Source organism: Rhodoferax lacus (assembly GCF_003415675.1).
In the GTDB taxonomy this organism is placed as follows: Bacteria; Pseudomonadota; Gammaproteobacteria; order Burkholderiales; family Burkholderiaceae_C; genus Allorhodoferax; species Allorhodoferax lacus.
Window position 1 is genome coordinate 54,332 of the sequence record NZ_QFZK01000017.1, and the last position, 19,077, is coordinate 73,408.

The following is a 19,077-nucleotide window of genomic DNA, read 5'->3' on the forward strand; positions in this document are numbered from 1 at the left end:
TCAGGCCGGGCGCGCATTCAAGCCGTCAAAGCAGGTGGCCATCACCAACTCAATGATTTGCGCGTCGCTGTGCTGACCGCCCATTTTCAGGAACTCCAGCACCGGGTCGCAGGCCCGCGCATACACGGTGTACAAAATGGCAATGGCCGGGATGCGTGCATTGAGGGTGCCCTGGGCTTGGGCCGCCTCAATCCAGCCGCCCAGCACATCGCTGACCTCCATCAGGCCATCCATGTAGTCGCGGTTACCCATCAACACGGAGCGCAGTTTGGAGTTCTGGCTGGGCAGGGACGGCATTTCACCGGCCAGCTTGACCTGCATGGTCCAGCGAACCACGGCGCGCAGATTGTCCAGCGGGGCGGCGTCGGCCGGCAGGGTGGCAATAAAGTCCTGGGCCCGTCGCATCACGCTGACCATGGCGGCAGCGGCCAGGTCTTCCTTGCTGGGAAAGTGCTTGTACAGACTGGCCTTGGCAATCCCCACGGCGGCGGCCACCTCGTCCACCGTCATGGCCTCAAAGCCTTTCTCGGCCAGGAGCAGGTTGACGACACGGATGATGGCTTCCTCGCGTGCCTGCAGCATCTGCTCTTTGAAGGAAACTTTGACGACGGTACTGGAGTTCATGGCTGCAGTTTAGCCGTTGACGTCATTTTCTGGAGCGTGGGGTTATTTTGTGACTGTCGGGTTTTTGGGTCTGGCGCAAGGCTTGTGTCGCGCCCTCGGCCAAGGCTTGGGTCAGGCGGTCGATCACGTCGGAATCCAGGTTCCAGCAATGCCAGTACAGGCTCACCGGCAGGCTGGTCTGTGGCGCCAGGTTGACGAGTTCCCCGCTGTCAATCTGGCTTTGCACCAGCAACTGCGGCAGTACGCTGGCACCCCATCCGGCCTGCACCGCGTGCACCTGCCCTTCGGAACTGGGCACAAAGCGCTGGCTCAAGGACACGCGGCGCAGCCCCAGCGCGCGACCCACAAAATCGCTCTGCAAATCGTCCTTGCGGTTGAAGGCAACGAACGGGATCTGACGGAAGTTGTGGGACGTCAGCCCCTTGGGACACTGCGCAGCGGCAAAGGCTTTGGACGCCACTGCCACGTAGTGCATGTCCCCCAGTGGCAGCACCTTGCAGCCACGCAGCGCCAGCCTGAGGGTGGTGACACAACCCAGCACCTGGCCCTCGCGCAACCAGTCGTGGGTGAAGTCCTGGTCGTCAGTGATGATTTCCAGAGGCAATCCGGCCGCCACCAGCGGACTGAGCGCGGGCAGAGCCCAGGTGGCAATGCTGTCGGCGTTGATGGCAATCGAGATGCGGTCTTCCTCGCGCTGGGCACTGGCGCCGGGCGTGAGATCCTGCAGGTCGTTTTCCAGGTCCGAGCGCAGCAGGCGCAGTTGCACCGCGTGCTTGATCAGCAAGCGCCCGGCGGTAGTGGGGCGGATCGGGCGACTGCGCACCAGAAGGACGGTTCCCACCTGGGCTTCCAGCGAGCGCAGGCGCTGCGACACCGCCGACTGGGTCACAGACAGGCGAACGGCGGCGCGCTCAAAGCCGCCCTCCTCCACGATGGCAGCCAGACATTCCAGGGCATCGGCATCAAAGGTACGCATAGCCTCTATTATTAACGCGGCTAATGGTTTTGCTTTTCTCTCAGGTTTTGCTTTCTTGATTTGCGGCAATTGGGCGACACTGCCCGCATGAAAATTACTGTTTTGGGCGCGGGCATCATTGGCATCAGCACCGCGTGGCACCTGGTGGAACGCGGGCACGAGGTCACCGTGGTGGACCGGCAGGCCGACGCCGCACTGGAAGCCAGTTTTGCCAACGCGGCACAGATCTCGGTGAGCTATTGCGAGCCCTGGGCCAACAAGGACGCGCCCTGGAAAGCCCTGAAATGGATGTTCAGCAAGGAAGCCCCCCTGTTGTTCCGGCCGCAAATGCCACTGGGCCAAGGCTGGCACCAGTACCGATGGGGCCTGGAGTTTCTGGCCAACTGCAATGACACCGCCTTCGAGCGCAACGTGCAGCAGCTCGTGGCCCTGGGCTCCTACAGCCACCAGGCGCTCAAGGACGTGGTGGCCGCCACTGGCATTGAATACAACCGCCTGGAAAAAGGAATCGCCCACTTTTACCTGGACCAGAAGTCCTTTGACTCAGCCGCCGGGGCCGCCGCCCTGATGGGCAAATACGGCGTCAAGCGCCGCGTGGTCAGCCGCGACGAGTTGCTCCTGATCGAGCCCGCCTTCCAGCAGTACCGCGACCATATCGTGGGTGGCACATTCACCGCCAGCGACGAAAGCGGCGATGCGCGTGAATTCACCCAACAACTGGCCCGGCGCTGCGCCGAGCGCGGCGTTCAATTTCTGTGGGACCACGATGTGCTGGCGCTCAACGCCCAAGGCCGCTCCCTGGACTCGGTCAGTGTGCGCGATCGTGCAAGCGGCAAGGTCTCGGCCCTGCGCAGCGACCACTTCGTGCTGTCCATGGGTTCATACACGGCTCCACTGCTGCGCACCGTGGGCGTGAACCTGCCGATCTACCCGGGCAAGGGTTACAGCGCCACCTTCAAGATTCTCAAGCCCGAGTTGGCGCCCCAGGTCAGCTTTATTGACGACTCGGTGAAGTGCGCCATGAGCCGCTTGGGCGACACCCTGCGCATTGCCGGCACCATCGAAGTGGGCGGCTATGACACCGGCCTGGACAGCGCCCTGTCGCGCGCACGCTGCCACATGCTGGCGCGCAGGGTGGAAACCGTTTTCCCCGGCGTCTGCGACACCCGCCTGGAAACCGAAGGCGGCAACCCGCAATTCTGGACGGGCCTGCGCCCTGCCACACCCACCAACATTCCCTACATCGGCAAAAGCCGGGTCAACAAGCTGTGGGTGAACGCCGGCCACGGCACCCTGGGTTGGACCCATGGCGCGGGCTCGGGCAAGGCAATCGCAGAATTGCTGAGCGGCAGCAAGCCGGATATGTCCTTCGGTTTTTACGGCTACTAAAAGTATTCAGCCTGAGGCGTGCGTGGCCGTGTCGGCATGCGCTTGGTCCAGGCAGGCCTGAAAGGCCCGTGTGGCCCGCGCGGGCTGCGGCGACCTGCGCACGATGCCAAAGAAGTCACAGGCATAGTGAAAGAGTTCCGGCCTGACCGCACGCATCTGCCCGGCTGACACAAAGCTTTGCGCATAGTGAATGGGTAAGAAACCCAGAAACTTGCCCGACAGTATCAGCGTGGCAATCGACTCCTGGTCGAAGCCAGTGGCACTGCGCGCCAGGCGCTGGGCCTGGCTGATCTCCATATTCGGTGAGTGGTAGCCCAAACCCGCAAATGCGTGGCTGCGCAGGCCATCCCAGTCCAGTTGGGACACATCACCCGCAAACAGGGCGTGGCCCGTTCCGCAGTACAACCGCATGGACTCGTCAAACAACCGCGTGTACTCCAGCAAGTCAGAGCTGCGGTGGCCGGGGATGACGCCGATCTGGAACTGCCCGTCCAGCACGCCGCGCTCAATGCCGTTGAGCGTGGCCACATGCAGGTTCAGGCTGACACCGGGCGCCTGCTCGGTAAACAGCGCGATGGCCCGGGCGATCCGGCACGCCGGGTTGCTGGCAGTTTTGTCGAACACTGCCACCTGCAGTTGCCCGCCCATGCGCTGGTGAATCTCATCTACGCCGCTGCGAAAAGCCTCGGTGGCCGACAGCAGATGCGCCGACTGGGCATAGATCTGCTCACCCTCAGGCGTCAGCGCAAAACCGGCCCGGCCGCGCCGGCACAGGGTCAGGCCCAAGCGGGTCTCCAGGTCCTTGATGTGGCGGCTCACTGTGGAAGTGCCGATATTGAGTTCCAGCTCGGCCGCCGCCATACCACCGCAATCCACCACGGTGCGAAACACCCGCAGCAGGCGCAAATCCATGTCGCTGATGGACCCCAAGGCGGCGCGGCTCTTTGGTTTCATAAATTGCTAACTGAATAGTGATAACTCTCACTATATAGAAGTATGACGGCGGCGCAGAATCACGGTTTCGCCCCAGCCACACCAGCCAACCGCCACCCTCCAGGAGCGCGCCATGAACCTCAACGACAACAACCAGTCCACCGGCAATTCAGCCCCCGTCATCAGCACCAGCCCCTATCCCGCAGGCCCGGGTTTTCTGGAAGCGCATTGGATGCCCTACACCGGCAACCGTAACTTCAAGGCCAATCCGCACATGATGGTCAGTGCCAAGGGCGCGTACTACACCGACGCGAACGGCCGCAAGATTTTTGACGGCCTGTCCGGCCTGTGGACCTGTGGCCTGGGCCACTGCCGTCCCGAAATTGCCGAAGCCATTGGCCGCCAGGCAGCTACCATGGACTACTCGCCCGCCTTCCAGTACGGCCACCCGCTGTCGTTCGCACTGGCAAACAAGATCACCGAACTCATGCCCAAGGGCCTGGACCATGTATTCTTCACCGGCTCTGGTTCGGAGTCGGCCGACACCTCGCTGAAAATGGCCCGCGCCTACTGGCGCGCCAAGGGCATGGGCACCAAGACGCGCCTGATTGGCCGCGAAAAGGGCTACCACGGCGTGAACTTCGGCGGCATCTCGGTGGGTGGCATTGGCGCCAACCGCAAGATGTTTGGCCAGGGCATTGAAGCCGACCACCTGCCCCACACCCAGCTTGCCAGCAACGCGTTCTCACGCGGCCTGCCCCCGAACGGCGCCGAGTTGGCCGACGAATTGCTGCGCCTGATCACCCTGCACGACGCCAGCAACATTGCCGCCGTCATCGTGGAACCCATGTCCGGTTCCGGCGGCGTGGTGGTGCCACCCGTGGGCTACCTCAAGCGCCTGCGCGAGATCTGCACGGCCAACAACATCCTGCTGATTTTTGATGAGGTCATCACCGGCTTTGGCCGCATGGGCGCCTACACCGGTGCGGCTGCCTTTGGCGTGACGCCCGACATCCTGAACGCCGCCAAGCAGATCACCAATGGCGCCCAGCCCCTGGGCGTGGTGGTGGCGGGCAAGGAAATTTACGACACCTTCATGGCCGCCGGTGGCCCCGACTACATGCTGGAATTTGCCCACGGCTACACCTACTCGGCCCATCCGGTGGCCTGCGCTGCCGGCATTGCCGCACTGGATGTGCTGGTCAAGGAAAACATGGTGGAACGCGCGGCCGCCCTGGCCCCCTACTTTGAGAACGCGGTGCACAGCCTCAAAGGTGCCAAGCACGTGACCGACATCCGCAACTGCGGCCTGGCCGCCGGCTTCACCATTGCCGCCGTGCCCGGTGAGCCCGCCAAGCGCCCCTTCCAGATTGCCGAGAAGTGCCTGGAAAAAGGCTTTTATGTGCGCTACGGCGGCGACACCATCCAGCTGGCACCGCCCTTCATTACCGAGAAGGCAGAGATTGACAGCCTGATCAACGCGCTGGGAGAAGCCATCAACGCCACGGACTGACAGGTCTTGCGCGTTGCTTGATGGGCAGCGCGCCAGCAGCGGCCCATAAAGCAAAAGACGGACGCTTTTTTACACTTTATTCCACAGAATAAGGTCTAACCCGTATGACACTATTTGCAGCATTGCAGGTGTGAGCCTGCGTCGCGCAACAAGACATCGGAAAGCAGACCATGAAAAAGCAACTCGCCCTTCTGGCCGCACTGGCCGCAATCAGCACGGGCCTGCACGCACAGGACAGCTATGTCGGCGTAGGCCTTCCTGGCTTGCTTACCTTGGGCTATGCCTACCCCCTGACCAGCAGCGTTGGCCTGCGCGGTGAATACGCCGGTGGCCTGTCGGTCAACAAGGACGGCAACCAGGACGGCGTGAATGTCACCGGCACCTTCAAGGCCAGTCGCATGGGTGCCTTTGCCGACTGGTTCCCCATGGGCGGAGCCTTCCGTCTGGTGGGTGGCCTGACCTTCAATGACATCAAGGCTGACTTCAATGGTGTGGGAAGCGGCACGTCCACCATCAACGGCCAAACCGTCAACATGAGCGGCGAAACCTATAACGTGAAGGTGAAGTTTCCTGACACCACGGCCTATCTGGGCGTTGGCTATGGCCACCAGAAAAGCGATGCCAAGGGGCTGGGCTTTTACGCCGATTTGGGTGTCATGGTTGGCAGCTTTACCGCCGACACCTCGACCAGCCTGGTCGCCAATGGCAAAGTTCTGCAATCCGACGTGGACGCGCAGAACCAGAAGATCCGTGACTCGCTGAGCAGCCTCTCGGTACTGCCCAGCGCCTCACTGGGCCTGCTTTACCGCTACTGACTTGGAAGCTCCTTCACCTCGGTCACAAAGTACTCGGTCTCACCAAAACAGCTGGTGGGAATGCCAATATGCTGCTGGTAGGTGAGCGCCACGCGCTTGCCCATGGTGGCATTGATGCGCTGGGCAACCGCCTCATCGCGAACCGAGAAAAGAAACTTCTCGGGCATGCTGCCAGGTAGCGCCACCAGTTGCAGTTCGCCTTCCCAGGTCTTGCAAACGAAGCCCTTGTGCGAGAGCTTTTGCATGAAGCCCGCACGCTCACCGGCCGAGTAGCTCCAGTTCAACGCAGCCAGCGTGTAGAGCGTGAAAAGCACTGCGGCCATCACCAGAAAACCCACAAAAGAACCCATAACGCGTCGCGCGGTAATCGCCATACCAGTACTCCTGAATTCAGCCCCGGGAACAAACGCCCGGGTTGTGGGGATTATGAACGTGCACCATGACAGGCCCGAAACCCGGGCAAGGGATAATCGCTGCCTATGGCATTGATTACCCTTCTTGACGCCCAGCTGGCTTTTGGGCACGTTCCCCTGCTCGACCACGCTGACTTCTCACTCGAAACCGCGGAGCGCGTGGGCCTGATCGGGCGCAACGGCGCAGGCAAATCCAGCATGCTCAAGATTCTGGGCGGCATGGACAAACCCGACGACGGCACGCTGCAGGTGCAAAGCGGCATCCGCATCTCCTATGTGGCGCAAGAGCCGCAACTCGATGCCGATGCCACCGTGTTCGAAGCCGTGCGCGCTGGCCTGGCCCGCGTCATCGACCTGATCGAGGAATACTGCCAGGGCCACGGCGACCTGGATGCCATGCAGGGCGAGATCGAGTCGCTGGACGGATGGAACTGGGAGCAGCGGGTCAATGAAACCCTGCACCGCCTGCACCTGAACCCCGAGGCCGTGGTCAGCACGCTCTCCGGCGGTACCAAGAAGCGCGTGGCATTGGCCCAGGCTTTGGTAGCACAGCCCGATGTGCTACTGCTCGACGAGCCTACCAACCACCTGGACCTGGATTCCATCGAATGGCTGGAAGGCCTGCTGGTGGACTTCAAGGGCTCCATCATCACCATCACCCACGACCGCTCCTTTCTGGACAACGTGGCCACCCGTATCGTCGAGCTGGACCGCGGCAAGCTGCTCAGCTACCCCGGCAACTTTGCCGCTTATCTGCTACAAAAAGAAGAGCAGTTGGCACAGGAAGCCGTCATCAACGCCCGCGCCGACAAGCTGCTGGCACAGGAAGAGGTATGGATCCGCAAGGGCGTGGAAGCCCGCCGCACCCGCGCTACCGCGCGCATCGTGCGCCTGGACAACCTGCGCTCACAGCGCGAAGCCCGGCGCGAGGTGGTGGGCAGTGTGAACATGGACATCTCCAGCGGTGCGGCCAGCGGCAAGCTGGTGGCCGAGCTGACCCATGTGAGCAAGACCTTTGGTGACCGCAAGATCGTGCACGACTTCTCCGCCACCATTCTGCGCGGCGACAAGATCGGCCTGTTGGGGCCCAACGGCGCGGGCAAGACCACGCTGCTCAAGCTCATTCTGGGCGAGCTCAAGGCCGACCCGGCACCTGCCAACTCCCCCGCGCCCGAACCCGGCCACAGCCCTTGGGGCACGGTGCGCCAGGGCGCCAATATCGAGGTGGCCTACTTCGACCAGATGCGCAACGCGCTGGACATGGAAGCCACGCTGGAAGACTTCATCAGCCCGGGCTCCGAGTGGATAGAGATCGGCAACCGCCGCCAGCACGTCAAGAGCTACCTGGGCGACTTTTTGTTCTCGCCCGCCCGCGCAAATTCACCCGTGAAATCGCTCAGCGGCGGCGAGCGCAACCGCTTGTTACTGGCACGCCTGTTTGCCCGCCCCGCCAATGTGCTGGTGCTTGATGAGCCCACCAACGACCTGGACATCGACACCCTGGAGCTGCTGGAAGACCTGCTGCAGAACTACGACGGCACGGTGTTCCTTGTCAGCCATGACCGCACTTTCCTGGACAACGTGGTCACCAGCACCATTGCCTATGAGGGCGATGCGCACTGGCGTGAATATGAAGGCGGCGTGACCGACTGGCTGCTGCAAAGCAAGCGTGCCAGCGAGATCGCACAGGCCAAAGGGCAAAAGGGCGCATCACCGTTCAACTACGGGCGCGACCAGGCCGCCAAACCTGCGGCTGCGGCAACAGCCACACCGCTGGCAACACCGACGCCCGCTTCTGCCGCACCAGTGGTCAAGGCACGCAAGCTCAGCTTCAAGGAGCAGCGTGAGCTGGAATCCCTGCCCGAGACCATTGCCGCGCTGGAAGCCGAACAAAAAAGCATTACCGAAGCGCTGGCCGATGGCAGCCTGTTTGCCAAGGACAACGCACGGGCACTAGCGCTGACCAGCCGCAGTGCGGCTATCGATGAAGAGTTGATGGGCGCGTTGGAGCGCTGGGAAAGCCTGGGCGCCTGAGCCTAAGCGCGGGCAAGCTGTCGCTTGAGGGCGGGCCACAGCAGGTTCACGGCCAGCCCGCCCATGACCAGCGCCGCGGCCATGAGCTTCCAGGCCGGCAGCGTCTCGCCCAGCCACCAGGCCGAGGCGCACATGCCAAACACAGGCACCAACAGCGCCATAGGCGTGATGGTGGCAGCAGGGTGGCGTGCCAGCAGCCAGCCCCAGGCGGCGTAGCCAAAGAGTGAATTGCCCCAGGACTGCCAGGCAACGGCCGCCCAGGTCATCCAGTCCGCGTTGCGCAGGCCCGCAGCAATCGCCGGGCCGCCTTCAAACAGGTAGGACAGCACAAACAACGGTGGCACCGCATAGGCGCTGGACCAGACCACATAGGCCAGCATGTTGTCGGGCTTGCCCTCTTTGGCCGCAATGTTGCCACCCGCCCAGCTGAGTGCTGCGCCCAGCACCAGGACCAGTCCGAGCACAGTCGTTGTGCCATCGGTGTGCAGGCCAATGTTGGCAATGCCCGCTGTGGCCAGCAGTAACGCAATCCACTGGTAGGCCTGAACGCGCTCTGCGTTCAGGCGCATGGACAGGCCAATGGTGAAGAACACCTGGGTCTGCACCACCAGCGAGGCAATGCCGGGTGAGATGTGTCCGTTGATGGCCAGATACAGCAGGCCGAATTGGCCCACACCGATCAGCACACCATACAGCGCCAGGTTGCGCCAGCCCACCTTCGGCCGGGGCAAGAAGAACAGCGCAGGGAACAGGGCCAGCGTGAAGCGCAGCGCGGCAAACAGCAGCGGTGGCAAATGGCCGAGTGCCAGCTTGATCACCACAAAGTTGGTGCCCCACACTGCCACGACAGCCAGGGCGAGCAAGAAGTGTTTCAGCGGAAGGGCAGCGGACATGGGGTGATTGTCAGGCCTGCTGTGCCGCCGCCTGACCTGCCGCTGCAACCTGCGCGACTAAACCACTTGGGCGGCCTGCAAGCCCTTGATCTGCGCGGCATCGAGCCCCAACTCGGCGAGCACCTCGCATGTATGTTCCCCCAGCATGGGCGGCGCATTGCGTTGCACCGGCGGGTTGCTGCCCAGGCGCAAGGGGCTGGCCACGCTGGCAATAGCAGCCACGCCGGTCTGTGCCTGCGCGGCGGGCGAAACACTTTGCGTAACCTTAAGCCCCCGGTGCTGCACCTGGGCGTCGGCAAAGGCCTGGTCCAGCGTGTTGATGGGGCCGCAGGGTACCGCCTTGTCTTCCAGGGCGGTGATCCACTGCGCTGTACTGCGCGTGCGGGTGACGGCCTGCATGTGCTCCACCAACTCCCGCCGGTTGCGCACCCGCGCGGTGTTGGTGGCGAAGCGCGCATCCTGCGCCCATTCCGCATGACCGGCCACGGCGCAAAAGCGCGCGAACTGCCCATCGTTACCAATAGCCAGCAGCATGGCGCCATCCAATGTTTCGAAATCCTGGTAGGGCACCAGACTGGGGTGGCTATTACCCTGGCGCAGGGGCACTTGGCCGGTATTCAAAAACCCGGCGGACTGGTTGGCCAGAACCGCCATGCCCACATCCAGCAGTGCCATGTCTATGCTTTGGCCCAGACCCGTGCGGTGCCGCACTTCGAGTGCCGCCAGGATGGCACTGGTGGCATAGACGCCGGTGAACACATCTACCACCGCCACGCCCACGCGCGTGGGAGGAGCCTCGGCCTGGCCGGTGATGCTCATGAGGCCTGTCATGGCCTGGATCATCAAGTCGTAGCCCGCGCGCTCGGCATAGGGGCCGTCCTGGCCAAAGCCGGTGATGGAGCAGTAGATCAGGCGCGGGTTGAGCTGTTTCAGCGTCGCGTAGTCCAGCCCGTATTGCACCAGACCACCGACCTTGAAGTTCTCCACCAGGATGTCGCTTTGCAGCGCGAGCTTTCGTATCAGCGCCTGGCCTTCGGGCCGGGCCATGTCGATGGTGATGGAGCGTTTGTTGCGGTTGCAGGCGGCGTAGTAGCTGGCCTGCTCCGTGTTGTTGCCATCAGCGTCCTGCAGAAACGGTGGCCCCCAGTGGCGGGTGTCGTCCCCCACCACCGGGCGCTCAACCTTGATGACGTCGGCCCCCAAATCGGCCAACATCTGGGTGCACCAGGGCCCGGCCAGTACGCGGGACAGGTCCAACACCTTGATGTGGGAGAGCGCGCCTTGGTTTTCGTTTGTCATGCAAAACCCTAAAACGCCGCAATCCCGGTCTGCGCCCGCCCCAGAATCAGCGCATGGATATCGTGCGTGCCCTCATAGGTATTCACCACCTCCAGGTTCACCAGATGCCGCGCCACACCGAACTCGTCGCTGATGCCGTTGCCGCCCATCATGTCGCGCGCGAGGCGGGCGATGTCCAGCGACTTGCCGCAGCTGTTGCGCTTGAGGATGGAAGTAATCTCCACCGAGTCCGTACCCTCGTCCTTCATGCGGCCCAAGCGCAAGCAGCCTTGCAGGCCCAGAGCGATTTCGGTTTGCATATCGGCCAGCTTTTTCTGGATCAGCTGGTTGGCTGCCAGTGGGCGACCGAACTGCTTGCGGTCCATGGTGTACTGGCGCGCGCGCAGCCAGCAGTCTTCGGCCGCGCCCAAAGCCCCCCAGGCAATGCCGTAACGCGCGCTGTTCAGGCAGGTGAACGGGCCCTTCAAGCCGCGCACCTCGGGGAAGGCGTTTTCTTCCGGGCAGAACACGCCGTCCATCACAATCTCGCCGGTGATGCTGGCGCGCAGGCCCACCTTGCCGAGGATGGTGGGCGCGCTCAAACCGGCCATGCCTTTTTCCAACACAAAGCCGCGGATCGGGCCGATCTGGCCGCCCTCCAGCACCTCCTTGGCCCAGACCACAAACACGTCGGCTATGGGGGAGTTGGAGATCCACATCTTGGAGCCTGAGAGCTTGTAGCCGCCGGCCACCTTGTGCGCCCGCGTGGCCATGCTGCCGGGGTCGGAGCCGTGGTCGGGTTCGGTCAAGCCAAAGCAGCCAATCCATTCGCCGCTGGCCAGTTTGGGCAGGTACTTCTGGCGTTGCGCCTCGGTGCCAAATTCAAAGATGGGCACCATCACCAGTGAGCTTTGCACGCTCATCATGGAGCGGTAGCCGCTGTCCACGCGCTCCACCTCTCGGGCGATCAGGCCGTAGGCCACGTAGTTGAGGGCGGGGCCGCCATAGGCCTCGGGGATGGTGGGACCCAACAGGCCCAAAGCGCCCATCTCACGGAAGATGGCCACATCGGTCGTGCCCTCGCGAAAGGCCTGGGTGACGCGGGGCGCCAACTGCTCCTGGCAATAGGCGGCGGTGGCATCGCGCACCATGCGCTCGTCGTCGCTCAGTTGGGCGTCCAGCAGAAAGGGGTCTTGCCAATGGAAGGCGGCGTGGGCCATAGGGGTCTTTCAGGTCAGGTTATTGCTACCAAGCGCGCAGGGGCTTGCGTGGGCTTGCCAGGGACCAATGGTAGGGCAGGCGGCAGCCGGAGACCAACAATGCTTTTTCATTTTGGTATGCAAGGTGCTCATACCTGGAGACAATGCGTTCATCCTGCAATTGCCACAATGGATTGCCTGTTCATACGAAAGATTCCATGCGCCGAAAGATTCCCGCTTCGCAGGCTCTCCTGTGCTTTGATGCCGCCGCCCGCCACCGCAGCCTGACGCGTGCCGCCGTGGAACTGGCGCTGACGCAGAGTGCGGTGTCGCGCCAGATTCTTGCGCTGGAGGAATACCTGGGCATCACCCTGTTCAAACGCACCCGCCACGGCATGGAACTCACGGCGCTGGGTGCCGACTACGCGGGCCGCGTGGCGCAGCGCCTGGGCGCTCTGGAGCAGGACACGCTGGACCTCATGGGCGCGGGTGTGGCCGGTGGTGATGTGCACCTGGCCAGCGTACCCACCTTTGCGGCACAGTGGCTGATCCCTCGCCTGGGCGAATTTGCCGTGCAATATCCCCTGGTTACTGTGCACATTGAAACCCGCACCAGACCCTTTCTGTTTGCCGACACGGCGCTGGACGCTGCCATCCATGCAGGCACCGCCGAAGAGCTGCAGCGCTGGGCTGGCACGCAGAGCCAGCTTCTGCTGGATGAAGAAGTGGTGGTGGTCTGCCAGCCGCGCCTCTTGGGCAAGCGCAGATCGCTCAAAGCCGCCACACTGGCGGGCATGCCCTTGCTGCAGCAAAGCACCCGGCCCGATGCCTGGAGCCAGTGGTTTGCCCAGGCCGGGGTGGAGGCACCCCGGGCGCGCGCCGGTCCGCGTTACGAGCAGTTCTCCATGACCGTAGCCGCAGCCGCACAGGGCCTGGGACTGGCCTTGGTGCCACGCCTGTTGATAGAGCCGGAATTGAAGCGCGGAGAGTTGGTGATGGCGCATCCCCTGGCATTGGCCAGCCAGCGCGGCTACTACCTGGTGCGGCCGCAGGTTTCGGGCGCGCCGTCTGCTGCACTGGAGCAGCTTTCGCAATGGTTGATCCAGACCGCTCACCGGGCAAACCCCTAGTTACAGAGTGGCACGGGCATTGCTAGTATTCATTGCATTACTTGACCAAACGGTCAGTTTTTGAATGTTTTGCTATTACAGGAGCTGCCCGCGTGACCACTGTTATTCCCACCATCCCCTCGCCCGACATCCAGCCCGGGCGTCTGCCCAGCGGGGAATATGCCAAGCGTTTTGCCGGGGCTACGCCACGCCTGAGCCCGTCGCAGGCGCTGCTGGAGGCTGAGCGCTGCCTCTATTGTTTTGATGCACCCTGCGCCACCGCCTGCCCCACCAGCATCGATGTGCCTTCCTTCATCAAGCGCATAGGGGACGGCAACCTGCGTGGTGCAGCGCGCACCATTCTGGATAGCAACCCGCTGGGCGGCATGTGCGCGCGGGTCTGTCCAACCGAGAACCTGTGCGAGGCTGTCTGCGTGCGCAACACGCAAGAGGACCGGCCCGTGGCCATTGGCCGCCTGCAGCGCTTTGCGGTGGACGCACTGATGGAGGGCAAACAGCCACAAATCTTCAGCCGCGCACCCAGCACCGGAAAGACCATTGCCGTGGTGGGCGCGGGGCCCGCCGGCCTGTCCTGCGCCTACACACTGGCGCGCGAAGGCCACAACGTGGTGGTGCTGGACGCCCGCCCCAAGGCCGGGGGCCTCAATGAATACGGGCTGGCCAGCTACAAGACGCCGGACGGCTTCGCCCAGGCCGAAATCCAATGGCTGCTGGGCATAGGCGGCATTGAAGTGCGCAACAGCTGGAAGCTGGAGAGCACGGCGCAACTGCAGGCACTTCAGCAGGAATTTGATGCGGTGTTTCTGGGCATGGGCTTGTCCAGCACGGCCGCGCTGGGCATACCTGGCGAAGACCTCCCGGGTGTGCAGGACGCGGTGGACTTTATTGCCGCCCTGCGCCAGAGCGAAGACCTGTCCAGCCTGCCGGTGGGGCGACGCGTCATCGTCATTGGCGGCGGCATGACGGCGGTGGACGCTGCCGTGCAAAGCAAGCTGCTCGGTGCCAGCGTGGTGCACATGGTGTACCGGCGCGGGCCCGAGCAGATGTCGGCCTCCAAGGCCGAGCAGGAATGGGCGCAGACCAACGGTGTGGTGATGCACCAGTGGCTGGCTCCCTTGGAGATCCTGGGTGCCAACGGCCACGCACACGCGGTGCGCTTTGCCGAGCAGCAGCTGGTGGACGGCAAACTCACACCCACCGGGCGCGAGATCACGTGGGAGGCGGATATGGTGCTCAAGGCCATTGGCCAGCAACTCGGCAACCCGGTGCTGGGCCAGGTCGGCTTGACGCTGCAAGGTGGGCGCATCGTCACCGATGCGGATGGCGCGACCAGCCTCCCTGGCATCTGGGCCGGTGGCGACTGCCGCGCCGGCGGGCTGGACCTGACTGTGGAGGCGGTGGAGCACGGCAAGCGCTCGGCCAAGGCTATTCACCAGCGCCTCTCTGCAGCACGCTGAGGCGCGCGCCACCTGTTATTTCCACCGACGCCCAACTACGCAAACCATCCGGAACCCACACCATGGCCAATCTGCAAACCACCTTCGCTGGCATCACCAGCCCCAACCCCTTCTGGCTGGCCTCCGCGCCGCCCACCGACAAGGCCTACAACGTCAACCGCGCCTTTGAAGCTGGTTGGGGCGGCGTGGTCTGGAAGACCCTGGGCGAAGCCGGACCACCGGTGGTCAATGTCAACGGCCCACGCTACGGCGCACTGCTGTCGCCGGACCGGCGTCTGCTGGGCTTCAACAACATCGAGCTCATCACCGACCGCGATCTGGAAATCAATCTGCGCGAGATCGCCGAGGTCAAACGCCTGTGGCCGGACCGCGCCATGGTGGTGTCCATCATGGTGCCCTGCGAAGAGAAGTCCTGGCGCGCCATCCTGCCGCGCGTGGAAGACACCGGTGCTGACGCCATTGAACTCAACTTCGGCTGCCCGCACGGCATGAGCGAGCGCGGCATGGGTGCGGCCGTGGGCCAGGTACCCGAATACATCCAGATGGTCACCCAGTGGTGCAAGCAGTACGGCAAGCTGCCGGTGATAGTAAAGCTCACGCCCAACATCACCGACATCCGCAACCCGGCACGGGCGGCCAAGGCGGGTGGGGCCGATGCGGTTTCGCTCATCAACACCATCAACTCCATCATGGGCGTGGACCCGTATACGCTGACCATGAGCCCCTCCACGGGAGGAAAAGGTTCGCACGGCGGCTACTGCGGCCCGGCCGTCAAGCCGATTGCCTTGAACATGGTCGCCGAGATTGCGCGCGACCCACAGACCGCTGGCCTGCCGATATCGGGCATAGGCGGCATTGGCACATGGCGCGACGCGGTGGACTACATCGCCCTGGGTGCCGGCAATGTGCAGGTCTGCACTGCCGCCATGGTGTACGGCTTCAGGATCGTGCAGGACATGGCCGACGGCCTGTCCACCTATATGGACGAGATGGGCTTCACCAGCGTGAGCCAGATCGTTGGCAAGGCCACACCCACGGTGAGTGACTGGCGTTACTTGAACCTCAACCATATCAGCAAGGCCGTGATCAACCAGGACAGCTGCATCCAGTGCGGGCGCTGCCATGTGGTCTGCGAAGACACCTCACACCAGGCCATCACGTTCGAGAAGAACGGCAAGCGTCACTTCGAAGTGAAGGAAGACGAATGCGTGGGCTGCAACCTGTGCGTCAACGTCTGTCCGGTTGTCGACTGCATCAGCATGCGCGACCTGGCTGTGGGCGAAATCGATCTGCGCACCAAGAAGGCGGTGGTGGGCCTGCACGCCGACTGGACCACGCACCCCAACAACCCCATGCGCAGCACAGCCTAGGTGCATACGAGATTGCCCATGACAGACAGCGCGTTCTGCCCTATTCTTTGCTTGCAAAACATTCCAGGAAATATCCCATGACCAGTCTCTTGATTCGTGGCGGCACGGTCGTCAATGCCGATCGCGCTTTTGTCGCCGATGTCCTCACCCAGGACGGAAAAATTGTGGCCGTGGGTGAGAACCTGAGCGCCCCCGTTGGCGCCACGGTGGTGGATGCCGGTGGACAGTATGTGATGCCCGGCGGTATAGACCCGCACACCCACATGCAGCTGCCCTTCATGGGCACCACCACCATGGATGATTTTTTCACCGGCACCGCAGCTGGCATGGCCGGTGGCACCACCACCATCATCGACTTTGTCATACCCAATCCGCAACAGCCGCTGCTGGAGGCCTACCAGACCTGGCGCGGCTGGGCCGATAAGTCTGCCAGCGACTACAGCTTCCACGTGGCCATCACCTGGTGGGACGAAACCGTCAAGCGCGACATGGGCACGCTGGTGCAGCAGGAGGGTGTGAACAGCTTCAAGCACTTCATGGCCTACAAGAACGCCATCATGTGCGACGACGAAACCCTGGTGAACAGCTTCAAGCGTGCTCTGGAGCTTGGCGCCATGCCCACGGTGCATGCGGAGAATGGCGAGCTGGTGTACCTGTTGCAGGCCGAGGTGGCCAAGATGGGCATCAGCGGACCCGAGGGCCATCCGCTGTCGCGCCCGCCCATGGTGGAGGCCGAGGCCGCCAACCGCGCCATTGCCATTGCCGACGTGCTGGGTGTGCCCATCTATGTGGTGCATGTGTCGTGCATGGAAGCGGCTGACGCGATTGCGCGCGCCCGCGCCCGAGGCCAGCGTGTGTATGGCGAGGTGCTGGCCGGTCACCTCGTGCTGGACGACAGCGTGTACCGCCACCCCGACTTCGCCACCGCAGCGGCCCATGTGATGAGCCCGCCCTTCCGCCCGGTGGGCCATCAGGAAGCGCTGTGGCGTGGCCTGCAAAGCGGCAACCTGCACACCACGGCCACCGACCATTGCACCTTTTGCGCTGCACAAAAGGCCGCGGGCAAGGACAACTTTGCCAAGATCCCCAATGGCACCGGCGGCGTGGAAGAGCGCCTGGCGGTGCTGTGGGACGCGGGCGTGAACACCGGACGCCTGACACCTTCGGAGTTCGTGGCCATCACCTCGGCCAACACCGCCAAGCTGTTCAATATCTATCCGCAAAAGGGCAGCGTGTCCGTGGGCGCCGACGCCGACTTGGTGATCTGGGATCCGGCGGGAACCAAGACCCTGTCGGCCAAGACCCAGCACAGCAAGGGCGACTTCAATATCTTTGAGGGCCGCACCGTGCGCGGCATTCCCAGCCACACCGTCAGCCAGGGCGAGCTGGTGTTTGTGCAGGGCGACTTGCGCGCCGTGCAGGGCAAGGGCCGCTACATCAAGCGCCCGGCCTTCAGCCCAAATTTCGCTGCGGCCGCACTGCGGGCCGAAGCCCTCAAACCCACGGCCGTCACGCGCTAAAGACATACCCCAAGGAGCCCCTATGACTGCCGCTACTCTGACTGACCTCTCCTCCGTGCGCATCAACGGAGAGCGCCTCTGGTCCTCTCTGATGGAACTGGCCCAAATCGGTGCCACGCAAAAAGGTGGCGTCTGCCGCCTGACCTTGACCGATCTGGACAAGCAGGGCCGCGACCTGGTGCTGGGCTGGGCAAGGGATGCCGGCATGACGGTCACCATCGACAAGATCGGCAACGGCTTTATGCGCCGCGCCGGTCGCAACAACAACTTGCCTCCCATCATGACCGGCAGCCACATTGACACCCAGCCCACGGGCGGCAAGTTTGATGGCAACTACGGCGTGCTGGCCGGCATCGAAGTGGTGCGCACCTTGAATGATTTGGGCATAGAGACCGAGGCGCCCATTGAAGTCGCCTTCTGGACCAACGAGGAAGGCTCGCGCTTCGTGCCGGTGATGATGGGCTCTGGTGTGTTTGCCAAGGCCTTTACCCTCGAGCACGCCTATGCCGCAACCGACACTGAAGGAAAGTCCGTCAAAGGCGAGTTGGAGCGCATCGGCTACATCGGTACGCAGGAACCCGGCGACCATCCCATTGGGGCTTACTTTGAGACCCATATTGAGCAAGGCCCGGTGCTCGAAGACAACGACGTCACCATCGGCGTGGTGCAAGGCGTGTTGGGCATACGCTGGTTCGACTGCACCGTCACCGGCATGGAGGCCCACGCAGGCCCCACGCCCATGGCCCTTCGCAAGGACGCCATGCAGGTGTCCGCCCGCATCATGCAGGAGGTGGTGGCTGCAGCCCTTCGCCACGCCCCGCACGGGCGCGGCACCGTGGGCATGGTGCAGGTCTTCCCCAACAGCCGCAATGTGATTCCGGGCCGGGTGAAGTTCAGCATCGACCTACGTAACAGCACCGATGCCCTGGTGGACCAGATGGCCGACGAGGTAAAGGCCTTTGCCGCCAAGGTGGCCGCCGAGAGCGGGCTGGAGGTGAAAATCGAGTTGGTGTCTAGCTACTCGGCCATAGGCTTTCACGCCGACTGCGTGGACGCGGTAGCACGTGCTGCAAAGAAGCTGGGTTATTCCAACATGCCTGCGGTTTCTGGTGCGGGTCACGACGCGGTCTACATGGCCAAGTTGGCTCCCAGCGGCATGATCTTTATCCCCTGCAAGGACGGCATCAGCCACAACGAGATTGAAGACGCCAAGCCCGAGCACATCACAGCGGGCTGCAATGTGTTGTTGCACGCCATGCTGGAGCGCGCAGGAACATGATGTTTTGAAGGGTGGTGGTCCGCCCTGTGTCAGGCGGTCCACCCGTTTTCTGTATTGAGCTACTGTCTAATTTCCGAGCAAAAAAAATCCCCCCTCATTTTCATGAGGGGGGATTTTTCGGCTTGGTAATAGCCTGACGATGACCTACTTTCACACGGGAACCCGCACTATCATCGGCGCTGACGCGTTTCACTGTCCTGTTCGGGATGGGAAGGAGTGGTACCACGTCGCTATGGTCGTCAGGCATAAACTTT

General features: G+C 63.0%; 16 protein-coding genes and 1 rRNA gene. 9 read left to right on the forward strand and 8 right to left on the reverse strand.

What is annotated here, in order from left to right; translation table 11 throughout:
• On the reverse strand, positions 1-624 hold the full coding sequence (locus tag DIC66_RS18745; RefSeq protein WP_233505999.1) for a TetR/AcrR family transcriptional regulator: 624 nt from the start codon (positions 622-624) through the stop codon (positions 1-3).
• A gap of 22 nt (positions 625-646) precedes the next feature.
• Positions 647-1,600: a LysR family transcriptional regulator ArgP gene (locus tag DIC66_RS18750; protein WP_117179710.1), complete on the reverse strand. Its 954-nt coding sequence runs from the start codon at positions 1,598-1,600 to the stop codon at positions 647-649.
• Positions 1,601-1,687: 87 nt separating this feature from the next.
• On the opposite strand from DIC66_RS18750, the gene DIC66_RS18755 reads away from it, so the two are divergent.
• Positions 1,688-2,989, forward strand: a complete 1,302-nt coding sequence (locus DIC66_RS18755; RefSeq protein WP_117179725.1) for a D-amino acid dehydrogenase — start codon at positions 1,688-1,690, stop codon at positions 2,987-2,989.
• Positions 2,990-2,995: 6 nt separating this feature from the next.
• Here the strand turns inward: DIC66_RS18755 and DIC66_RS18760 are convergent, their stop codons facing one another.
• Positions 2,996-3,943: a LysR family transcriptional regulator gene (locus DIC66_RS18760; RefSeq protein WP_117179711.1), complete on the reverse strand. Its 948-nt coding sequence runs from the start codon at positions 3,941-3,943 to the stop codon at positions 2,996-2,998.
• A 112-nt stretch (positions 3,944-4,055) separates the two neighbouring features.
• Between DIC66_RS18760 and aptA the strand changes: the two genes are divergently transcribed.
• A complete protein-coding gene (gene aptA / locus DIC66_RS18765; protein WP_117179712.1) occupies positions 4,056-5,435 on the forward strand; it encodes an omega-aminotransferase AptA in 1,380 nt (459 codons plus the stop codon).
• Positions 5,436-5,605: 170 nt separating this feature from the next.
• Entirely contained in the window at positions 5,606-6,250 is a 645-nt protein-coding gene (locus DIC66_RS18770) for a hypothetical protein (RefSeq protein WP_117179713.1), read from the forward strand.
• On the opposite strand, the gene DIC66_RS18775 is transcribed toward DIC66_RS18770, so the two are convergent.
• Positions 6,244-6,624, reverse strand: coding sequence for a hypothetical protein (locus DIC66_RS18775; RefSeq protein ID WP_199534799.1), 381 nt, complete (start codon positions 6,622-6,624; stop codon positions 6,244-6,246). The two genes, DIC66_RS18770 and DIC66_RS18775, sit on opposite strands and share 7 nt — an antisense overlap.
• 105 nt (positions 6,625-6,729) lie before the next feature.
• Here DIC66_RS18775 and DIC66_RS18780 point away from each other — a divergent pair, with 105 nt between their 5' ends.
• Entirely contained in the window at positions 6,730-8,697 is a 1,968-nt protein-coding gene (locus DIC66_RS18780; RefSeq protein WP_117179715.1) for an ATP-binding cassette domain-containing protein, read from the forward strand.
• A gap of 2 nt (positions 8,698-8,699) precedes the next feature.
• On the opposite strand, the gene DIC66_RS18785 is transcribed toward DIC66_RS18780, so the two are convergent.
• Genes DIC66_RS18785 through DIC66_RS18795 form a run of 3 tightly spaced genes read right to left on the reverse strand, consistent with a single transcriptional unit; the run spans position 8,700 to position 12,088 of the window.
• The gene (locus DIC66_RS18785; protein ID WP_117179716.1) at positions 8,700-9,590 is read right to left on the reverse strand and encodes an EamA family transporter; all 891 of its coding nucleotides are present in this window, start codon (positions 9,588-9,590) and stop codon (positions 8,700-8,702) included.
• Between the two features lie 57 nt (positions 9,591-9,647).
• Positions 9,648-10,889, reverse strand: coding sequence for a CaiB/BaiF CoA transferase family protein (locus tag DIC66_RS18790; protein WP_117179717.1), 1,242 nt, complete (start codon positions 10,887-10,889; stop codon positions 9,648-9,650).
• An 8-nt stretch (positions 10,890-10,897) separates the two neighbouring features.
• Complete coding sequence (locus DIC66_RS18795) at positions 10,898-12,088, reverse strand: acyl-CoA dehydrogenase (RefSeq protein ID WP_117179718.1); 1,191 nt, start codon at positions 12,086-12,088, stop codon at positions 10,898-10,900.
• 197 nt (positions 12,089-12,285) lie between these two features.
• Between DIC66_RS18795 and DIC66_RS18800 the strand changes: the two genes are divergently transcribed.
• From DIC66_RS18800 to DIC66_RS18820, 5 genes are all read left to right on the forward strand, one after another.
• Positions 12,286-13,197: a LysR substrate-binding domain-containing protein gene (locus DIC66_RS18800; RefSeq protein ID WP_117179719.1), complete on the forward strand. Its 912-nt coding sequence runs from the start codon at positions 12,286-12,288 to the stop codon at positions 13,195-13,197.
• A 92-nt stretch (positions 13,198-13,289) separates the two neighbouring features.
• Positions 13,290-14,654, forward strand: coding sequence for an NAD(P)-dependent oxidoreductase (locus DIC66_RS18805; RefSeq protein WP_420820507.1), 1,365 nt, complete (start codon positions 13,290-13,292; stop codon positions 14,652-14,654).
• 62 nt (positions 14,655-14,716) lie between these two features.
• Positions 14,717-16,024 carry an NAD-dependent dihydropyrimidine dehydrogenase subunit PreA gene (gene preA, locus DIC66_RS18810; protein ID WP_117179720.1) on the forward strand — a complete coding sequence of 436 codons (1,308 nt, stop codon included), beginning with the start codon at positions 14,717-14,719 and terminating at the stop codon, positions 16,022-16,024.
• Positions 16,025-16,101: 77 nt separating this feature from the next.
• Positions 16,102-17,544 carry a dihydropyrimidinase gene (gene hydA / locus DIC66_RS18815; protein ID WP_117179721.1) on the forward strand — a complete coding sequence of 481 codons (1,443 nt, stop codon included), beginning with the start codon at positions 16,102-16,104 and terminating at the stop codon, positions 17,542-17,544.
• 22 nt (positions 17,545-17,566) lie between these two features.
• Positions 17,567-18,823 (forward strand): Zn-dependent hydrolase, encoded by a 1,257-nt coding sequence (locus DIC66_RS18820; protein ID WP_117179722.1) that lies wholly within the window; start codon positions 17,567-17,569, stop codon positions 18,821-18,823.
• A 131-nt stretch (positions 18,824-18,954) separates the two neighbouring features.
• Here the strand turns inward: DIC66_RS18820 and rrf are convergent.
• Positions 18,955-19,067, reverse strand: a 5S ribosomal RNA gene (rrf, locus tag DIC66_RS18825).
• Positions 19,068-19,077 lie beyond the last annotated feature (10 nt).